At 66.2% G+C, this 16,315-nt stretch carries 17 protein-coding genes; 11 read left to right on the top strand and 6 right to left on the bottom strand.

Annotated features, from left to right (window positions below; genetic code table 11):
* Positions 1 to 4: 4 nt before the first annotated feature.
* Positions 5 to 997 carry an asparaginase gene (locus PKB_RS15215; RefSeq protein WP_043253006.1) on the top strand — a complete coding sequence of 331 codons (993 nt, stop codon included), beginning with the start codon at positions 5 to 7 and terminating at the stop codon, positions 995 to 997.
* A 192-nt stretch (positions 998 to 1,189) separates the two neighbouring features.
* On the opposite strand, the gene grxC is transcribed toward PKB_RS15215, so the two are convergent.
* Both grxC and PKB_RS15205 read right to left on the bottom strand, forming a co-directional pair.
* Positions 1,190 to 1,441 (bottom strand): glutaredoxin 3, encoded by a 252-nt coding sequence (gene grxC, locus PKB_RS15210; RefSeq protein ID WP_043253004.1) that lies wholly within the window; start codon positions 1,439 to 1,441, stop codon positions 1,190 to 1,192.
* 15 nt (positions 1,442 to 1,456) lie between these two features.
* A complete protein-coding gene (locus tag PKB_RS15205; RefSeq protein ID WP_043253002.1) occupies positions 1,457 to 1,975 on the bottom strand; it encodes a carboxymuconolactone decarboxylase family protein in 519 nt (172 codons plus the stop codon).
* Positions 1,976 to 2,105: 130 nt separating this feature from the next.
* On the opposite strand from PKB_RS15205, the gene PKB_RS15200 reads away from it, so the two are divergent.
* The 3 genes from PKB_RS15200 (at position 2,106) to PKB_RS15190 (ending at position 5,936) form a co-directional block, all read left to right on the top strand.
* Positions 2,106 to 2,927 carry an AraC family transcriptional regulator gene (locus PKB_RS15200; protein ID WP_043253000.1) on the top strand — a complete coding sequence of 274 codons (822 nt, stop codon included), beginning with the start codon at positions 2,106 to 2,108 and terminating at the stop codon, positions 2,925 to 2,927.
* A gap of 133 nt (positions 2,928 to 3,060) precedes the next feature.
* The gene (locus tag PKB_RS15195) at positions 3,061 to 5,178 is read left to right on the top strand and encodes a TonB-dependent siderophore receptor (RefSeq protein WP_043252998.1); all 2,118 of its coding nucleotides are present in this window, start codon (positions 3,061 to 3,063) and stop codon (positions 5,176 to 5,178) included.
* A 245-nt stretch (positions 5,179 to 5,423) separates the two neighbouring features.
* Positions 5,424 to 5,936, top strand: coding sequence for a thioredoxin family protein (locus PKB_RS15190; RefSeq protein WP_043252995.1), 513 nt, complete (start codon positions 5,424 to 5,426; stop codon positions 5,934 to 5,936).
* A 39-nt stretch (positions 5,937 to 5,975) separates the two neighbouring features.
* Here the strand turns inward: PKB_RS15190 and PKB_RS15185 are convergent, their stop codons facing one another.
* Both PKB_RS15185 and PKB_RS15180 read right to left on the bottom strand, forming a co-directional pair.
* Positions 5,976 to 7,541: an aldehyde dehydrogenase (NADP(+)) gene (locus PKB_RS15185; RefSeq protein WP_043252993.1), complete on the bottom strand. Its 1,566-nt coding sequence runs from the start codon at positions 7,539 to 7,541 to the stop codon at positions 5,976 to 5,978.
* Positions 7,542 to 7,605: 64 nt separating this feature from the next.
* Entirely contained in the window at positions 7,606 to 8,232 is a 627-nt protein-coding gene (locus PKB_RS15180; RefSeq protein ID WP_043252991.1) for a cysteine hydrolase family protein, read from the bottom strand.
* Positions 8,233 to 8,335: 103 nt separating this feature from the next.
* Between PKB_RS15180 and PKB_RS15175 the strand changes: the two genes are divergently transcribed.
* Positions 8,336 to 8,860: a winged helix-turn-helix transcriptional regulator gene (locus PKB_RS15175; RefSeq protein ID WP_043252989.1), complete on the top strand. Its 525-nt coding sequence runs from the start codon at positions 8,336 to 8,338 to the stop codon at positions 8,858 to 8,860.
* A gap of 12 nt (positions 8,861 to 8,872) precedes the next feature.
* On the opposite strand, the gene PKB_RS15170 is transcribed toward PKB_RS15175, so the two are convergent.
* Positions 8,873 to 9,766: a LysR substrate-binding domain-containing protein gene (locus PKB_RS15170; RefSeq protein ID WP_043252987.1), complete on the bottom strand. Its 894-nt coding sequence runs from the start codon at positions 9,764 to 9,766 to the stop codon at positions 8,873 to 8,875.
* 258 nt (positions 9,767 to 10,024) lie between these two features.
* Here PKB_RS15170 and PKB_RS15165 point away from each other — a divergent pair, with 258 nt between their 5' ends.
* From PKB_RS15165 to PKB_RS15155, 3 genes are all read left to right on the top strand, one after another.
* Positions 10,025 to 10,528: a GNAT family N-acetyltransferase gene (locus tag PKB_RS15165; protein WP_043252985.1), complete on the top strand. Its 504-nt coding sequence runs from the start codon at positions 10,025 to 10,027 to the stop codon at positions 10,526 to 10,528.
* 131 nt (positions 10,529 to 10,659) lie between these two features.
* A complete protein-coding gene (locus PKB_RS15160; RefSeq protein WP_043252983.1) occupies positions 10,660 to 11,088 on the top strand; it encodes a nuclear transport factor 2 family protein in 429 nt (142 codons plus the stop codon).
* A gap of 140 nt (positions 11,089 to 11,228) precedes the next feature.
* On the top strand, positions 11,229 to 12,965 hold the full coding sequence (locus tag PKB_RS15155; RefSeq protein WP_043252981.1) for a cation:proton antiporter domain-containing protein: 1,737 nt from the start codon (positions 11,229 to 11,231) through the stop codon (positions 12,963 to 12,965).
* Positions 12,966 to 12,976: 11 nt separating this feature from the next.
* Here PKB_RS15155 and PKB_RS15150 read toward each other — a convergent pair whose 3' ends face one another.
* Positions 12,977 to 13,432 carry a GNAT family N-acetyltransferase gene (locus PKB_RS15150; protein WP_043252979.1) on the bottom strand — a complete coding sequence of 152 codons (456 nt, stop codon included), beginning with the start codon at positions 13,430 to 13,432 and terminating at the stop codon, positions 12,977 to 12,979.
* A gap of 91 nt (positions 13,433 to 13,523) precedes the next feature.
* Between PKB_RS15150 and PKB_RS15145 the strand changes: the two genes are divergently transcribed.
* The 3 genes from PKB_RS15145 (at position 13,524) to PKB_RS29625 (ending at position 16,313) form a co-directional block, all read left to right on the top strand.
* On the top strand, positions 13,524 to 15,110 hold the full coding sequence (locus PKB_RS15145) for a RimK family protein (RefSeq protein WP_043252977.1): 1,587 nt from the start codon (positions 13,524 to 13,526) through the stop codon (positions 15,108 to 15,110).
* Positions 15,111 to 15,126: 16 nt separating this feature from the next.
* Positions 15,127 to 16,074: a magnesium transporter CorA family protein gene (locus PKB_RS15140; protein WP_043252975.1), complete on the top strand. Its 948-nt coding sequence runs from the start codon at positions 15,127 to 15,129 to the stop codon at positions 16,072 to 16,074.
* 83 nt (positions 16,075 to 16,157) lie between these two features.
* Positions 16,158 to 16,313 (top strand): hypothetical protein, encoded by a 156-nt coding sequence (locus PKB_RS29625; RefSeq protein ID WP_156958038.1) that lies wholly within the window; start codon positions 16,158 to 16,160, stop codon positions 16,311 to 16,313.
* The last annotated feature ends 2 nt before the right edge of the window (positions 16,314 to 16,315 follow it).

The raw sequence follows: 16,315 nt of genomic DNA, 5'->3' as shown, positions 1-16,315 counted from the left end.
CGACATGCGTGCAGTACAGAACCTCTTCGTCCTCTATACCGGCGGCACCATCGGTATGCTGCAGACCGCCGAAGGCCTGGCCCCGGCGAGCGGTTTCGAGGCGCGCATGCGCGGCTGGCTGGCCGACAGCGGCCGCACCCCGTCCTTCGCCTGGCGCCTGCAGGAAATGCAGCCGCTGCTCGACAGCGCCAACATGCAGCAGGCCAATTGGCTGGCCATGCGTGACGCCATCGTCGAGGCGGTGGAGCAGGGCGGCCATGACGGCGTGCTCGTGCTGCACGGCACCGACACCCTTTCGTACACCGCGGCCGCGCTGTCCTTCCTGCTGCTTGGCCTTGACGTGCCGGTCCTACTGACCGGTTCCATGCTGCCGGCCGGCGCGCCGGGCAGCGATGCCTGGGCCAACCTCGGTGGCGCTCTGGATGCGCTGGGGCGCGGCGAAGTCTCCGGCGTGCAGGTCTTCTTCGGAGGCCAGCAATTGCACGGCGCACGGGTCACCAAGCGTCACAGCGAAGCCTTCGACTCCTTCTGCGAACCGCACCGTGACCGCCACGGCGTGCGCGCGGAACAGATTCCCCAGCAACTGCGCTACAACCAGCCGCGCCAACCGGTGCGTTTAGCGGTGCAGCCGCTGTTCCCCGGCCTGCAGGCCGAGCAACTCGACGCCGTGCTCAAGAGTGGCGTTCAGGCTGTATTGCTGGAGTGCTACGGCAGCGGCACCGGCCCGTCGGACAATCAAGCGCTGCTCGAAGCCCTGGGCGCGGCACGCAAACGCGGCGTGCTGCTCGCGGCGATCAGCCAGTGCTATGAAGGCAGCGTGGTCTTCGACATCTACGCCGCCGGCAGCCGCCTGCGCGATGCAGGGCTGGTGTCCGGTGGTGGCATGACCCGCGAAGCAGCCCTCGGCAAGCTCTTCGCCCTGTTGGGCGCGGGGCTGGACGTGGCCGAGGCGGAGCGCTGGTTCGCCCTGGACCTGTGCGGGGAATTGGCGGAATAGCCGGTTCCTGCATCAACGAAAAAGCGGGCCATTTGGCCCGCTTTTTCGTTCTCCTCTGCGTTGGATTAGCTCGGCCTCCTGTAAGGGGCGGTCTGGAGTGCGTGGATGTTTCTCTGGAAGCCTAAGAGCCGCCTGCGGCGGCTTTGGTAGGGCGAATAACCCCGAGGGGGTTATCCGCCGCCAGGCATCGTGCTAGTGCAACAACGCATCCAGCTCGCCCTTGTGCTCCAGGGCCGCGAGGTCGTCGAAGCCGCCGACGTGGTGCTCGCCGATATAGATCTGCGGCACGGTGCGGCGTCCGGTGCGGGCCAGCATTTCGCGCAGCAGCTGTGGGTCGCTGGCGACGTTGTATTCGATGGCCTTCACGCCCTTGCGTTCGAGCAGCGCCTTGGCGTTGCGGCAATAGGGGCAGTGGTCGCTGGTGTACAGGCTCACTTGCTTCATGGCGTTAGCTCCTGCTCAGGCCTCGACCGCGGGGAAGTCGAGGTCGGTCCTGGCGACGTTGTTCAGGTAGTTGGTCAGGGTCAGCGCGGCGACCTGGGCCACGATGTCGACGATCTTCGCGTCGCTCAGGCCGGCATCGCGTGCCGCCTGCAGGTAGCCGTCGGCGATCTGCCCGCGGTTCTCGGTGATCTGCCAGGCCAGGGTGGCCACGGCGTTGAGCCGGCCGTCACGGGCGCTGCGGATGTCCTGGCCGGTCAGCCCGGCCTTGCCGGCGAACAGGCTGTGCGCGGCCAGGCAGTAGTCACAAGCGTTGACCTGGGACGCGGCCAGGGCCACGACCTCGCGCTCGGCGGCGCTCAGCGAGGATTTCTGCAGTGCCTGGTTCAGCGCCAGGTAGCCGCCCAGCGCGGCCGGAGAGTGGGCGAGGGTGGCGAACAGGTTGGGGACCCGGCCGAGGCCTTTCTTCACGCCTTCCAGCAGTGGGCGGGAGGCTTCGGGGGCTTGTTCCAGGGACAGATGGGTGATGCGGCTCATGGCGGTTCTCCTGTGGAGGTAAGTGGGTTGTTGCGTTTGAGCGTGGAGCCATGATGCCCAGCGGTACTTTCCTTTTGGGTTCGAATCGTCGAGATTATGCGACAGATCGTCTAAAGCGGAGACCGTCCCCATGGATCGCCTGTCCACCTTGCTCACACACTTCAGCGCGCATGCCAGCACCTATTTCAGCGGCGCCTTCTGCGCCACGGAGCGCTTCCCTGCGGCCGAGGGGCGGGGTCATGTGCACCTGCTGCGCAAGGGCCGGGTGAGCTTCCGCACCGAGGATGGCCAGCGCATCCGCGTGGAGGAGCCGAGCCTGCTGCTGGTACCCAGGCCCTACGGCCACGAGCTGCAGGCCGACGAAGCCGATGGCGCCGAACTGGTCTGCGCCAGCCTGGCCTTCGATGGCGGCATGGACAATCCGCTCACCCGCGCGTTGCCCAGCTACAGCCTGGTGCCGCTTTCGCAATTGCCGAGCCTGGCCGGCAACCTGGACTGGCTGTTCGCCGAAGCCTTCGGCGCCGAATGCGGCCGAGACGCCATCCTCAACCGCCTGTTCGAGCTGATGCTGATCCAGCTGCTGCGCCACCTGATGGCCACCAGCGGCCTGTCCGCCGGCATGCTCGCCGGCCTTGCCGAACCACGCCTGGCGCGCGCCCTGACGCTGATGCACGACGAGCCTGCGCGCAGTTGGTCAGTGGAGGAACTGGCGCAGGCCTGCCACATGTCGCGCGCCAGTTTCGCCGCGCTGTTCCGCAAGGTGATAGGCGCTACACCGGCGGATTACCTGGTGGGCTGGCGCGTCAGCCTGGCGCAGAAACGCCTGCGCGAAGGCCGCCCGGTGGCGCTGATCGCCGACGAAACCGGCTACGAAAGCCCGTCGGCGCTGGCCCGTGCATTCCGCCGCAAGGTAGGTGCCAGCCCGCGGGAATGGCTGCAGGGCGCCCAGTGAATCCAGGCCCTGAAGGCGAGTGGAGGTAGCTTTGTATCGCTTCTGATGCAATGGGAATGCTTCGCAACTGCAAATGAGTGTGATCTAATGTTGCGATAAATTCTTACAAGCTAATCAGGAGTGTCCTTCGTTCATGTTCAAACTGGCCCCCTTGACCGCACAGATGCTTGCGGTCGTCGCCGCAGGCGCCATGGGCAATGCCCTCGCCGCTGAAAATCCAGTGGAGTTGCCGACCGCCACCGTCAGCGCCTCGCCCGACACCGTGGAAGCCCCGGCCAAGGGCTACCAGGCAAAACCTGCCAGCACCAGCACGCGCCTGAACATGACCGCCAAGGAGACACCCCAGGGCGTCACCAGTGTCACCCGCGAGCAACTCGACGACTTCCACATGGACAGCATCAGGGACGTGCTGAGCAACACCCCGGGGGTCAACGTGCAGAAGGTCGAGACCGACCGCACCTACTTCACCGCGCGCGGCTTCGACATCAACACCTTCCAGTACGACGGCGTGGGCATGCCGCTGACCTACGGCCTGCTGGTCGGCGACGTGGACACCGCGCCCTACCAGCAGATCGACATCGTGCACGGCGCCAACGGCCTGATGGGCGGCACCGGCAACCCCTCGGCGACGGTCAACTTCGTGCGCAAGCGCCCGACCTATACCCCCGAGGCTTCCGTCACGCTCAGCGCCGGTTCCTGGGACAAGCGCCGCGTCGACGTCGACGTTTCCGGCCCGCTCACCGAAAGCGGCAACGTCCGTGGCCGGGTGATCTACGCCAACGAGAACGGCAACTCCTACCTCGACCGCTACTCGCGCGAGAAGAACATCTTCAGCGGTGAGCTGGCCTTCGACCTCTCCGACAGCGACGTCCTGACCCTTGGCTTCGAGGACCAGAAGACCAACGCCAACGGCGCCAGCTGGGGCGCGCTGCCGCTGGTGGATGCCAACGGCAAGCCGATCCACTACAGCAGCACCCACTCGAACATCTCGCAGCCCTGGGTCTACTGGGACGTGCACGTGCAACGCGCGTTCGCCGAATGGACCCACGACTTCGCCAACAACTGGCAGTCGAAGCTGACCGTCACCGGCGTCGACCACCGCGAGGACTCCCAGATGTTCTACATGTACAGCGACGCGACCTCGCCGACCGGCTACACCGGCCTGGGCTCGAAGTACAAGGGCAAGTACCGCGAGCTGGTCGGCGACGGCTCCCTGAGCGGCCCGTTCAGCCTGCTAGGCCGCGAGCACGAGCTGACCCTCGGCGCCAGCGCCGCGCGCTCCAACGGCAGCGAGCGCTCCCTGTACGGCTCGGCGCTTTACTACATGCCGGTCTCGCTGGAAGACGCGCTGCACGGCAGCATCCCGCGGCCGACCTACGACATCGCCAACGACAGCGACACCGCCGACTTCACCGATCGCCAGAAGAGCCTCTACAGCGCGGCGCGCTGGAGCCTGACCGACGACCTGCACCTGATCACCGGCGCGCGCATGCTCAGCGCCGACAGCGACGGCGACAACTACGGCTCGCCGCGCGATGTGCGCATCCACGGCAAGGTCACGCCGTACTACGGCGTGGTCTACGACCTGACCCCGGAGTACTCGCTCTACGCGAGCTACACCGAGGTCTTCAATCCGCAGTACTACCTCGACTCGCACGCCCAGGTGCTCGATCCGCTGGAAGGCAAGAGCTACGAGGCGGGCATCAAGGGCCTGCTGCTGGACAAGAAGCTGAACGTCTCGGCGGCGGTGTTCCATACCAAGCAGGACAACGTCGCGGAATACGCCGGCTACGACGCCAGCGTCGGCGGCTCCTACTACGAAGGCATGAGTTTCGAGAGCCAGGGCGTCGAGCTGGCGGCCGCGGGCGGAGGCGCCCCGGGGCTGGAACTGAGCGGCGGCTACACCTACGTCTACATCACCGACGCCGACCACGACCGTGCGCGCCTGTACATCCCGCGCCACCAGCTGAACTCGGCGCTCACCTATCGCTTGCCGATGGCGCCGAAGGTCAAGGTCGGCGGCAACCTGAGCTGGCAGAGCAAGACCACCAGCGACGCCGCGCCGGAAGCCACCCAGGACGCCTACGCACTGGTCGGCCTGATGGCTTCCTACGAGATCGACAAGAACTGGAGCACCCAGCTCAACCTGAACAACCTGACCGACGAGAAGTACCTGCAGAGCCTGCGCTACGCCCAGAGCAACTTCGGCGACCCGCGCAACTTCACCGCGTCGGTGACCTGGAAGTACTGATCGAGAGGTTGATCCTGCGGTTCTCGCGATCAGAGCTAGCCGGCGGATAACCCCGAAGGGGTTATCCGCCGTTCCGTGCCGGGCTGCGGCGCATAACCGCGAACGGTTATGCGCCCTACGGATGCATCGGTGCGGGTATATCGAGGGCAGGGGACCTTCACGGGAAATGCCCGCAGGTGGTCGTTCGCGGATAAGATCCGCATCCTGCAGATGCCGCATCTCTTTTCGCTTTCGAGGAACCCCCCATGGCCTCCTACCAGGAACTTTTCGCCATCGGTGAAGGCTTCGACGCCTTCGTCGCCCACGGCCTGCCGGCGGAAATCGCTGCCGTGGGTACCATCCGGGACAAGCTCGGGCAGCCGGCAGCCATGGGCACCGAAACCCTGCAGCGACTGGCCGCCGTGCAGGGGCGCTACCACCTGCTGGTGGTCGGCGAGATGTGGTGCCCGGACTGCCAGATCAACGTCACGGTGCTGGACTGGATGCAGCGTCGCCAGCCGCTTCTGCAATTGGCCGTGATCTCCAAGGGCCGCGCCGAGGACGACCTGCAGGAACGCCTCGGCCTGGACAGCATCGCCATTCCCGTGGTGCTTGTGCTCGACGCCGACTTCCATCTCGTCGGCCGCTTCATCGAGCGGCCGCAGGCGGTGATCGCCGGCTGGGACGCGGTGAAGCCGGACTACCGCGCGGGCCTCTACCTGGAAGAGACGGCGCGCGATTTCCTCGACCTCATCGAGGCCGCCGAAGGCCGCGCCTGAGCCGGGCGGCGACCGGGTGCGCCGGCCGCCGCTTCGCTCTTACTGGCCGTCCAGGCTGCGCGGCAGGCCCAGCGGGTTGGCCGCGCGCAGCGCCTCGGGCAGCAGCTCATCGGGAAAGCCCTGGTAGCAGACCGGCCGCAGGAAGCGCTCGATGGCGGTCATGCCGACCGAGGTGAAACGGCTGTCGGTGCTGGCCGGGAAGGGGCCGCCGTGGATGGAGGCGAAAGACACTTCCTGTGGGTGCGAGAAGGCGTTGACCACGATGCGCCCGGTGCGTCTTTCGAGGATCGGCAACAGCCGGCGCGCCAGCGGCAGGTCGCCGTTCTCCAGCTGCAGGGTCGCCGAGAGTTGCCCGCGCAGGGAGCGCGCAACGGCCAGCATTTCCTCGGTGTCCCTGACCGTCACCAGCAGCGCCGCCGGGCCGAAGACTTCGCCGGCAAGCACCGGTTCGGCGAGGAAGCGGCGGCCGTCCACTTCGAGCAGCGCGGCGGCGCCGTCGTTTGCCGCCTCTGCGGGCGAGCCCTCGGCGATGCGTTGCGCGCCTGCACTTAGCAACGCATCGAGCCCTTCGCCGTAGGCCGCATGAATGCCGGGCGTCAGCATGGTTCGGGCTGGCGACGTGCGTAACCGCTGGATCATCGCCTGGCGCAGCGCATCGAGCCCGTCGCCTTCGACGGCGACGAGGATGGCCGGCTTGAGACAGGCCTGGCCGACGTTCACCAGCATCCGTTCGATGAAGCCGTCGCCGATTGACGCGCCGCGTTCTTCCACTGCATGGGGCAGGACGAACGTGGGGTTCACGCTGGTCATCTCGCAGAACACCGGGATCGGCTCCGGGCGCAGTTGCGCGCGCCGGTAGAGGGCCATGCCGCCGCGCTCCGAACCGGTGAACGCCACCGCCTTGACCAGCGGATGCTCGACCAGTGCTTCGCCCAGGGCATTGCCGCCGCCGCGCAGCATGGAAAACACGCCTTCGTGCAGGCCGCAGTCGCGGACGGCCTGGCGAATCGCCCGGGCCATGATTTCCGAGGCGCCGGGGTGCGCGTTGTGCGCCTTGAGGATCACCGGCGCGCCGGCGGCCAGCGCCGAGGCGGTGTCGCCGCCGGCTACCGAGTAGGCGATCGGGAAGTTGCTCGCGCCGAAGATCGCTACCGGGCCGATCGCCATCTTCTGCAGGCGATGGTCCATGCGCGGGCGCGGTTGCCGCTCGGGCTGCTCGGGGTCGATGGCGAGGTGCAGGAAGCGGCCCCGGCGCACCACCTCGGCGAACTGGCGGAACTGCGTGGCAGCCTTTGCCGCTTCGCCTTCCAGCTGCGCCTGGGGCAGTCCGGTTTCCAGCGCGGCGCGCGCGGCGAGGGGCTGGCGCACCGCGTCGAGGTTGTCGGCGATGCGTTCGAGGAAGGCCGCGCGTTCGGCGAGGCTGGTGTGGCTGTAACTGTCGAACGCCTCGTCCGCCAGGGTTGCGGCGCGTTCGACCTCCGCGCTTCCGCCAAGGGCGAAAGGCGGTTCGATGAGTTCGTTAGTGGCCGGGGCGAGGGCCTGGAGGGTCCCTTCGCTGGCGGCGACCTCATGGGCGCCGATGAACAGATTGCCGGTCAGTTGCATTGCGCTTTACCTCGGATGGCGGGCACCGGCGCGCCTTGCGGCGCGCGGTAACGAAGGATGGTGGTCAGTGGGCTTCCAGCGTTGCGATCAGCTCGCTGGTGGTGAGGATGGCGTGGGCGAAGGTCGGGCCGTTGAGCTCATGGGCGGCATGCATCATTTCCGCTTTGAAAGCGGCGGTGGCGTCACGCACCAGGGTCACGTGGTAGCCGAGTTCAGTGGCGTAGCGCGCGGTGGACTCGATGCAGGTGTTGGCCAGCAAGCCGACGATGATCACGTGGGTGATGCCTTTCTGCTTGAGGCGGAAGTCCAGGTCAGTGTTGGCGAAGCCGCTGGAGCCCCAGTGCTCGGACACCACGGTGTCGCCTTCGCGCGGAGCGAAGTCGGGGTGCCACTCGCCGCCCCATTCGCCACGGGCGAAGTGGTGGCCGTGCATGATCTTGCACTGGGTGGGCGAGGGGTGCGCCCAGTCCTCGTAGTCGCCGGCTTCCCAGCGGCGGTGCGGTACGATGAACACCGGCAGGCCGATGCTGCGCACGCTGCGGTCCAGCGCGCGCAGGTTGTCGAGCAGGCCGACCTGGTTGGCGATGGGTTCGATGTGCGGATAGATCAGCCCGCCTTCGGACAGGAAGTCGTTGTACGGATCGACCAGCAGGTAGGCGGTACGGTCGAGGGGATAGCTGTGCTTCGACATGGACATTCTCCGGGGTGGCATGCCGTCCGCTGGTGGTGGACGGGCGGGTGTTTTTAGTTACTATGAAAATCATATCAACAGATTTTGCCAAGGGAACGACCTTATGTCGGGAACCAAGAACACGGCGCCGACGCTCTGCCCGATAGCGCGGGCGGAGGAGCTCGTGGGTGATCGCTGGACCGTGCTGGTGCTGCGCGAACTGTTCATGGGCAACCTGCGCTTCGACGAGATCCAGGCGCAGACCGGCGGCACGCCGCAGATGATCGCCGCGCGCCTGAAGAACATGGCCGCTGACGGCCTGATCGAACGCCACGCCTACAGCAAGCGACCGCTGCGCTACGAGTACGTGCTGACGCCCAAGGGCGAGGCCTTCTATCCGGTGATCCTCGCCCTGCGGGCCTGGGGTGAAAACTGGTGCAAGGCGCCGGAGGAGGGTGTTGCGGTAAATATGCTGCACCGCGCCTGCGGCAAGCCGGCCGGGCTCGGAACGGTGTGCGAAAGCTGCGGCGCGCCGCTGAAACGGGGCGACCTGATCAGCCAGCCCAGCGCGGCCTACGTCAGCGAGCGCGACGCCCGCCGCGAAGCCTTCAAGGCCAGCCGCGCGGCGGGTGCTGCGGACAAGGCGTGAAAGGCGGGATGACTACAGCGGCGCTTCCCTGAACGCCTCGACCAGGTCGTCGAAAAGCGAGCGCGCCTCGCGGGTCAGCAGTTCGGTGGGCCGCGACACCAGCGAGATGCCCGAGCGCGGCGTGCTCTCGGCGATCTCCAGCGGCACCAGCGCGTCGGAAACCACCGGCAGGTTGAACATGCGCCGCGACCAGAAGCTCACCGCATCGGTGCTGCCGGCCAGTTCGACGTAGAGCACCACCGAATCGCACTCGATGATGCGTTGTGGCGGCTCGACCTGGTGCGCGCGGAACAGCTCGCGGGCCTGGGTCAGTTCCAGTGGGTCGGAGAGCAGCCATTCCTGGTCGAGCAGTTGGTGCAGCGAGCGGGCACCGCTCAAGGGGTGGCCCTTGCGTACCGCCAGGGTGGTGACGTGGGTGTAGAGCTGTTGCCAGTGCAGGCCGTCCAGTTCCTGAGGCATGGGTTGCGAGGTCAGCGCCATGTCCAGCTGACCTTCGCGCACGCCTTCCAGCAGCTTCGCCGGGCGCAGCTCGACAATCTGCAATTGCACCTCGGGATGGCGCTTGCGGTACGCCTGCACGCAGTCGGCGAATTGCCGGCTGGGCGTGACCGGTGACACGCCGATGGCCACGCGGCCGCCGATGTTGCCCTTGAGGGTGTCGATCTCGACTTGCGCGCGCTGCACTTCCTCCACAGCCAGGCGTGCGCTGCGCACCAGGCGCTCGCCGTAGCCGGTGATGGTGATGCCACGGTTGGAGCGCACGAGCAGCGACACGCCCAGCTCGGTTTCCAGCTCCTTGATGCTTTTCGACAGGGCCGGCTGGGAGATGCCCAGCAGGCGCGAGGCTTCCTGGATGCTGCCGTTCTCGCTGATGGCGAGCAGGGCGCGCAGTTGATGCAGCTTCATGATTGGGGGACGACGGGCTTCGGTAATTGGCGCGCACGTTAAAGCAAAAATGGAGCCAGCCGAAAGCGCCGAGTGTGACCGACCGGTACTGTCCTGGGCATCGATGGAGCGCATCCGGAGGTCCGCAGGCGCCGCTGTTCTGCGATAATCGGCGGCACCTGCAACGGCGGTGTTCGCCGTCCTTCTTCGTACCGAGACTGCCATGTATCCCAATGCCCTTTGCTTGCCGTTCCCGCGCTTCATCGAGGAGCCCCGGCCATGAGCGGCGGCACCGTCGAGTTGCTGCGCACCAGTGCGGAGCAGGCCGATATCATCCGCAATCTTTACCAGTACTACGCCTACGAATCGTCCGACTGGGAGCAGGAGGACGTCGAGGCCGACGGCCGCTTCTACATCCACGAGGAGCACCTGGTGCGTTACTGGCAGGACCCGCAGTGGAGCGCCAACCTGATCCTGGTCGATGGCTACATCGCCGGTTTCCTGCTGATCGAGAGCAACGACCTGAGCGGCCTGGGCGCGCTGGAGCTGGCCGACCTGTTCGTGCTCAAGAAGTACCGCCGCATGGGTGTCGGCAGTGCGGTGGCCTTGCAGGTGCTGGGCAACGGCAACGATGCCTGGCTGGTGCGCTTCTATCGCCAGGACGAAGCCGCCCAGGCGTTCTGGCGCGCGGTGTTCGCCGAGCTGCCGCGTCCGGTGCGCGACATAGTGCTGGACGACGAGCCAGAGCTGCAGACCTTCCTGGTCACCCCGGCGCACCACTGATCCGCGCGCTTGTGCGCCAGGATCATAGGTCTGTCATTTCCGATCATTGAGCGCGGCCGGGGCGGGTCGTATCGTCGGTTCCCGTCACCGCGCCAGGGGCGCGGCAATCACAAGAATCGGAGGAACCGACGATGTCCGAACTGCAACTGCACCCCCAGGCCGCCGCGTCGCTGCAATGCTGGCACGCGATGGTCGAGCGCAAGGACCTGAGCAAGCTGCCCGAACTGCTGGCGCCCGACGCGGTGTTCCGCTCGCCGATGGCGCATACGCCGTATCCCGGCGCACCGGTGGTGTCGATGATCCTCAACACGGTGCTGCAGGTCTTCGAGGGCTTCACCTACCACCGCGAACTGGCCACCGCCGATGGCCTGAGTGTGGTCCTGGAGTTCAGCGCCCAGGTCGGCGGTAAGCAGCTCAAGGGCATCGACATGATCCGCTTCGACGAACAGGGCAAGATCGTCGAGTTCGAAGTCATGGTCCGCCCCATGAGCGGCCTGCAGGCCCTGGGCGAAGAGATGGGCCGGCGTCTGGGCGCCTACCTGGCTGCGGCCAAGGCCTGAAGCGGTTGTCCAGAGGATGGGGCCGAAGCTGCCGTAGGCCCTTTCCGAACTTGATGTAACAAAAGCTTGCGTGTCTCCAGGGTCTCCCGCGGCACAAAATCCCGTTGCACAGACGTATTCGGGATCGCGGGAGGCGCACCATGGAGCACGGTATTTCTCTGATCAGCACGCTTGCCGCGGGCTTCGCCATCGCGCTGGTGCTGGGCTTCCTGGCCGAGCGCTGCAAGGTGCCGGCGCTGGTCGGCTACCTGCTCGCGGGGATCATCATCGGCCCGGCCACGCCGGGCTTCGTCGCGGACGTGCACCTGGCTTCGCAGCTCTCCGAGATTGGCGTGATGCTGCTGATGTTCGGCGTCGGCCTGCATTTCTCGCTCAAGGACCTGCTCGCGGTGAAGCGCATCGCCGTGCCCGGCGCCATCGTGCAGATGGGCCTGGCCACCGCGCTGGGCGCAGTGGTCGCGCATTGGTGGGGCTGGAACTGGGGCGCCGGCCTGGTGTTCGGCCTGTCGCTGTCCTGCGCGAGCACCGTGGTGCTGCTCAAGGCGCTGGAAACCCGCGGCCTGCTCGACAGCATGAACGGTCGAATCGCCGTCGGCTGGCTGGTGGTGGAAGACCTCGCCACCGTGCTGGTGCTGGTCCTCCTGCCGGCGCTGGCCGGGGTGCTCGGTGGCAACGCCAGCGCTGCGGCGGAGGCGAGCGGGCCTCTGTGGCTGACGATCTGCCAGACCCTGCTGCAGGTCGGCGCCTTCATCGCCCTAATGCTCGTCGCCGGACGCCGCCTGCTGCCCTGGATGCTCTGGCAGGTGGCGCGCACCGGCTCGCGCGAGCTGTTCACCCTGGCGGTGATCGCCGCCGCCATCGGCATCGCTTTCGGTGCGGCGAAGCTGTTCAGCGTGTCCTTCGCCCTGGGTGCGTTCTTCGCCGGGATGGTGATGCGCGAGTCGCAGTTCAGTCACCGCGCGGCGCAGGAATCGCTGCCGCTGCGCGACGCTTTCTCGGTGCTGTTCTTCGTCTCGGTGGGCATGCTCTTCGAGCCGGCGATTCTCCTCGAACAGCCGCTGCGCGTGCTTGGCGTGGTCGCCATCATCATGCTCGGCAAGAGCCTGGCCGCCATGGTCCTGGTGCTGGGCCTGCGCTATCCGCTGAACACCGCGCTGACGGCCTCGGCGAGCCTGGCGCAGATCGGCGAGTTCTCTTTCATCCTCGCTGGACTGGGTCTGGCCCTCGGCCTGTTGCCGCAGGAGGGGATGAGCCTGGTGCTGTGCGGCGCACTGCTGTCGATAGCGCTGAATCCGCTGCTGTTCGCCGCCGTCGGGCCGCTCAATCGCTGGGCGGTGGCGCACTCGGCGCTGGCCCGGCGCCTGGAGCAGCGCACCGATCCCTATGCCGAGCTGCCGATGAGCACCGACCGCAAGTACCTCGAAGGGCAGGTCGTGCTGGTCGGCTACGGCCGGGTCGGCCGACGCATCGCGCGGGCCCTGCTGCAACAGGGCATCCCCTTCGTGGTTGCCGAGCAGAACCGCGAGCTGGTCGAGCAACTGCGCAGCCAGGGGTTGGCTGCTGTATCGGGTAATGCGGTGGAGCCAGGGGTGTTGATCCAGGCGCACATCGTCAACGCCGCGATGCTGGTGGTGGCCTCGCCGGATGCCATGAGCGCCCGGCACATGGTCGAGATCGCCCGCACGCTCAACCCGGATATCGAGATCGTGGTGCGCACCCACACTGACGATGAAACCGAGCTGATGCGCCAGGAGGGCATTGGCACCATCTTCTTCGGCGAGGAAGAGCTGGCGCGGGGCATGGCCGATCACGTGCTGAACCGCTTCGCGCCAGCGCCAAATGCGGGCGCTGGCGCAGGGCAGGTGGCGCACTCCTGACAGGCTCCGAATCAGGACGCCGACAGCGCCTTTTCGTAGCGCCAGGCGTCAGCGCCGTCGGCGTAGTAGCCGGTGTGGCTGCCGAAGCGCCGGTAGCCGCGCCGCTCGTAGAGGCCGATGGCGGGGGCGTTGTCGATCCGCACTTCCAGGCGCAAGGCGCGGCAAGCGCGGTCATGGGCGCAGCGTTCAGCTTGTTCCAGCAGGCCGGCGCCCAGGCCCAGCCCGCGCGCGCCGGGCGTGATCGCCAGGGAGTACAGACGCGCCACATGTGTGTTCCGGCGGAACAGCACAAGCGCATATCCGAGCAATCCTTCCGCCGCTTCGGCGACGACCACTCGGGCGCTTTGACGCTGGAGCAGGGTGCGGAAACTGCGTTGGCTCAGGCGGTCGCCTGTGAAGGCCTGGTTTTCCACCTGCAGCAGTGCCGGAAGATCGGCCGAATCGGCAATTCGATATAAGAAGTCCATGGGTTCCCGTAAAGCTTGCGTAATGATCGAAGACATTTGTCGGCGATAGTGATTAATAGCAACACGTCACTTCTCGATGGGTACGAGACAGATGTCTTCGTTGCAAGCTAACTTTCGCGAAAGTTCCTCCGCAAGTCCCCTTGAAGCATTCGATAAAGTGCCACTGGTGAACAACCCGGAGCGGCGTTCAAGCCAGGTCCTGATCATTGTCGAACGCAAGGAAGACTGGTCTTCCTATTTGCCCAGCGAAGACATGCTGACGGCGCGGGAATACCTCGAACAATCGCCCAGTTGCGACAGCAGCAAGCGCGTGCAAGTCATCAACTTGTGCCGCAACTTCAAATACCTCGGCCATGGTTATTACTGCTCGCTGCTGGCCGAGGCACGCGGGCACAAGGTAATCCCGTCGGTGCGGACCTTGAGCGAGCTGGCGCGCAAGTCGCTCTACGGCCTGGCCCTGGAAGACCTGGAACGGTCGCTGGAGAAGGCCCTGGGCAAGCACCCCTTCGCCACCGCCGAAGCCTTCACCCTCAGCCTGTATTTCGGCCGCACCGACCTGGAGCCGCTGCAGGACATCGCCCGGCAGCTGTTCGAGGCGTTTCCGTGCCCGATCCTGTTGGTGGAATTCCGCAAGGGCGACACCTGGCAGATCGCCGGGATTCGCCCCGGCTCGCTGCACAAGCTGCGCGAGAGCCAGGAAGACCAGTTCGCCAACGCCCTCGACGCCTTCAGTCGCAAGGTCTGGCGCGCGCCGCGCTCGCGGCACCTGGCGCGCTACGACCTGGCCATCCTGCACAACCCCGACGAGCGCCTCCCGCCGTCCAACGCCCGCGCGCTGGAGAACTTCATCCGCGTCGGCAAGGGCATGGGCATCGACGTCGAGCTGATCGAGAAGAAGGACTACGCGCGGCTGGCCGAGTACGACGCGCTGCTGATCCGCGAGACCACACGGGTCGAGGACCACACCTACCGCTTCGCCAAGAAGGCCGAGAACGAGGGGCTGATCGTCATGGACGACCCGACCTCGATCCTGCGCTGCACCAACAAGGTCTACCTGACCGACCTGCTGCGCAGCCACGGCCTGAGCATGCCGGCCACGGAGATCCTGTACCGCGACAACCCCCACGAGCTGGAAAAGGTCGGCGAGCGCCTGGGCTTCCCGCTGGTGCTGAAGATCCCCGACGGCTGCTTCTCGCGCGGCGTGATCAAGGTGGAAAACCCGCAGCAGCTGGCCGCCGCCAGCGCCGAGCTGTTCGAGCACTCGGTCCTGCTGCTGGCCCAGGAATTCCTCTTCACGCCCTACGACTGGCGTATCGGCGTGCTCGACCGCAAGCCGGTGTTCGCCTGCCAGTACTTCATGTCCAAGGGCCACTGGCAGATCGTCAATCACCGCGCGCAGGGGGCGGAAGTCATCGGCGAATGCCGCACCGTGCCCATCGACGAAGCCCCGCGCGAGGTGGTCGAGCTGGCGGTGAAGTCGGCCAGCCTGATCGGCGACGGCCTCTACGGGGTGGACCTCAAGGAAGTCGACGGCAAGGTGGTGGTGATCGAGGTGAACGACAATCCGAACCTGGACGCCGGCATCGAGGACGCCTGCCTGCAGGACGACCTCTACGCCCAGGTGCTGCAAGCCTTCATCAGCCGTCTCGAGGCCAAGCGCCGCGGACGGGCGAACTGAGCCGGGGACCGCGACGATGCGCCAGCGCCATGTGCTGTTGGAAGGCAAGTTGCTGCCCTGCGCCGACGAACAGGCGCCGATCCAGCTCTGCGTCGCCCCCGACGCGGCGGAGCGCGCCTGGCTGCAGGAGCGCTTCGGCCTGGATGGCCACGCCCTGGCCTCGGCGCTGGACCCGGACGAGGTGGCGCGCGTCGAGTTCCACGGCGCGTCGCTGTTCGTCATCTGGCAGCGCCCGCAGAACTACACCGGCGGCGACAGCTTCGCCTTCGAGGTGTCGTCCTTCGGCATGTTGCTCGACGCACGCGGCCTGCTGCTGATCGCCAATTCCGACTCGCTGCTCGGCGGCCTGGCCGCGCGGCACGACCTGCGCCAGCCGCTGGATGTGTTGCTGGCGGTGCTGCTGGACAACATCCACCACTATCAAGGGCACCTGAAGGTGATCAAGTTGGTGGCGCGCGAACTGCAACAGCGTTTCAACCAGTCGATGCACAACAAGCACCTGCTGCAGATGTTCAATCTCAGCGAAAGCCTGGTGTATTACCTCAATGCCATCCAAAGCAACGGAAGTGTATTGACCCGCTTGCGCAATCACGCGGAAAAGTTGCACTTGAGCGAGCAGCAAGTTGCCTTGCTGGATGATTTGCTGATCGAAAACAACCAGTGTTTCAAGCAGGCGGAAATCTATTCGTCGGTTTGCGCAGGATTGATGGATGCGCGCGGCAATCTGTTGAACAACAGCATGAATGAAATGCTGCGCAAGTTGACTTTGATAAACGTGGTATTCCTGCCGCTGAACCTGATCGCCGGCATTGGCGGCATGTCCGAATACAGCATGATGACCCACGCCATTCCCTGGTGGATTTCCTATCCGCTGTTCGTGCTCGCCCTGGCCCTGCTGGCCGGGCTGATGCTCCTGGCCTTGCGCCGTCTGCTCGCCAACGGACCGCCGCGAACCACCGGCTGAAGCCGTTTCCCGCTCATTCCGCCAACCGTCATGGCTGCGCTCACCGCGTGGCCAGCGCTGGCCATCGTCCTCAAGGAGATTCCATGGACTCGTTTGATATCGGCCTGACCATAGTCGTCGCCATAGTGGTGCTGGGCACCCTGATCAACTTCTTCGACCGCGGCTATCGCCCGGCGGACGTGCGCGAACCCACCGACTCGGCGAGCTCGCACAAGACCATGCGGACCAAGCGTCGCTAGGT

The organism is Pseudomonas knackmussii B13, assembly GCF_000689415.1.
Lineage (GTDB): Bacteria > Pseudomonadota > Gammaproteobacteria > Pseudomonadales > Pseudomonadaceae > Pseudomonas > Pseudomonas knackmussii.
This window is presented reverse-complemented; position numbering and strand designations above follow the sequence as displayed.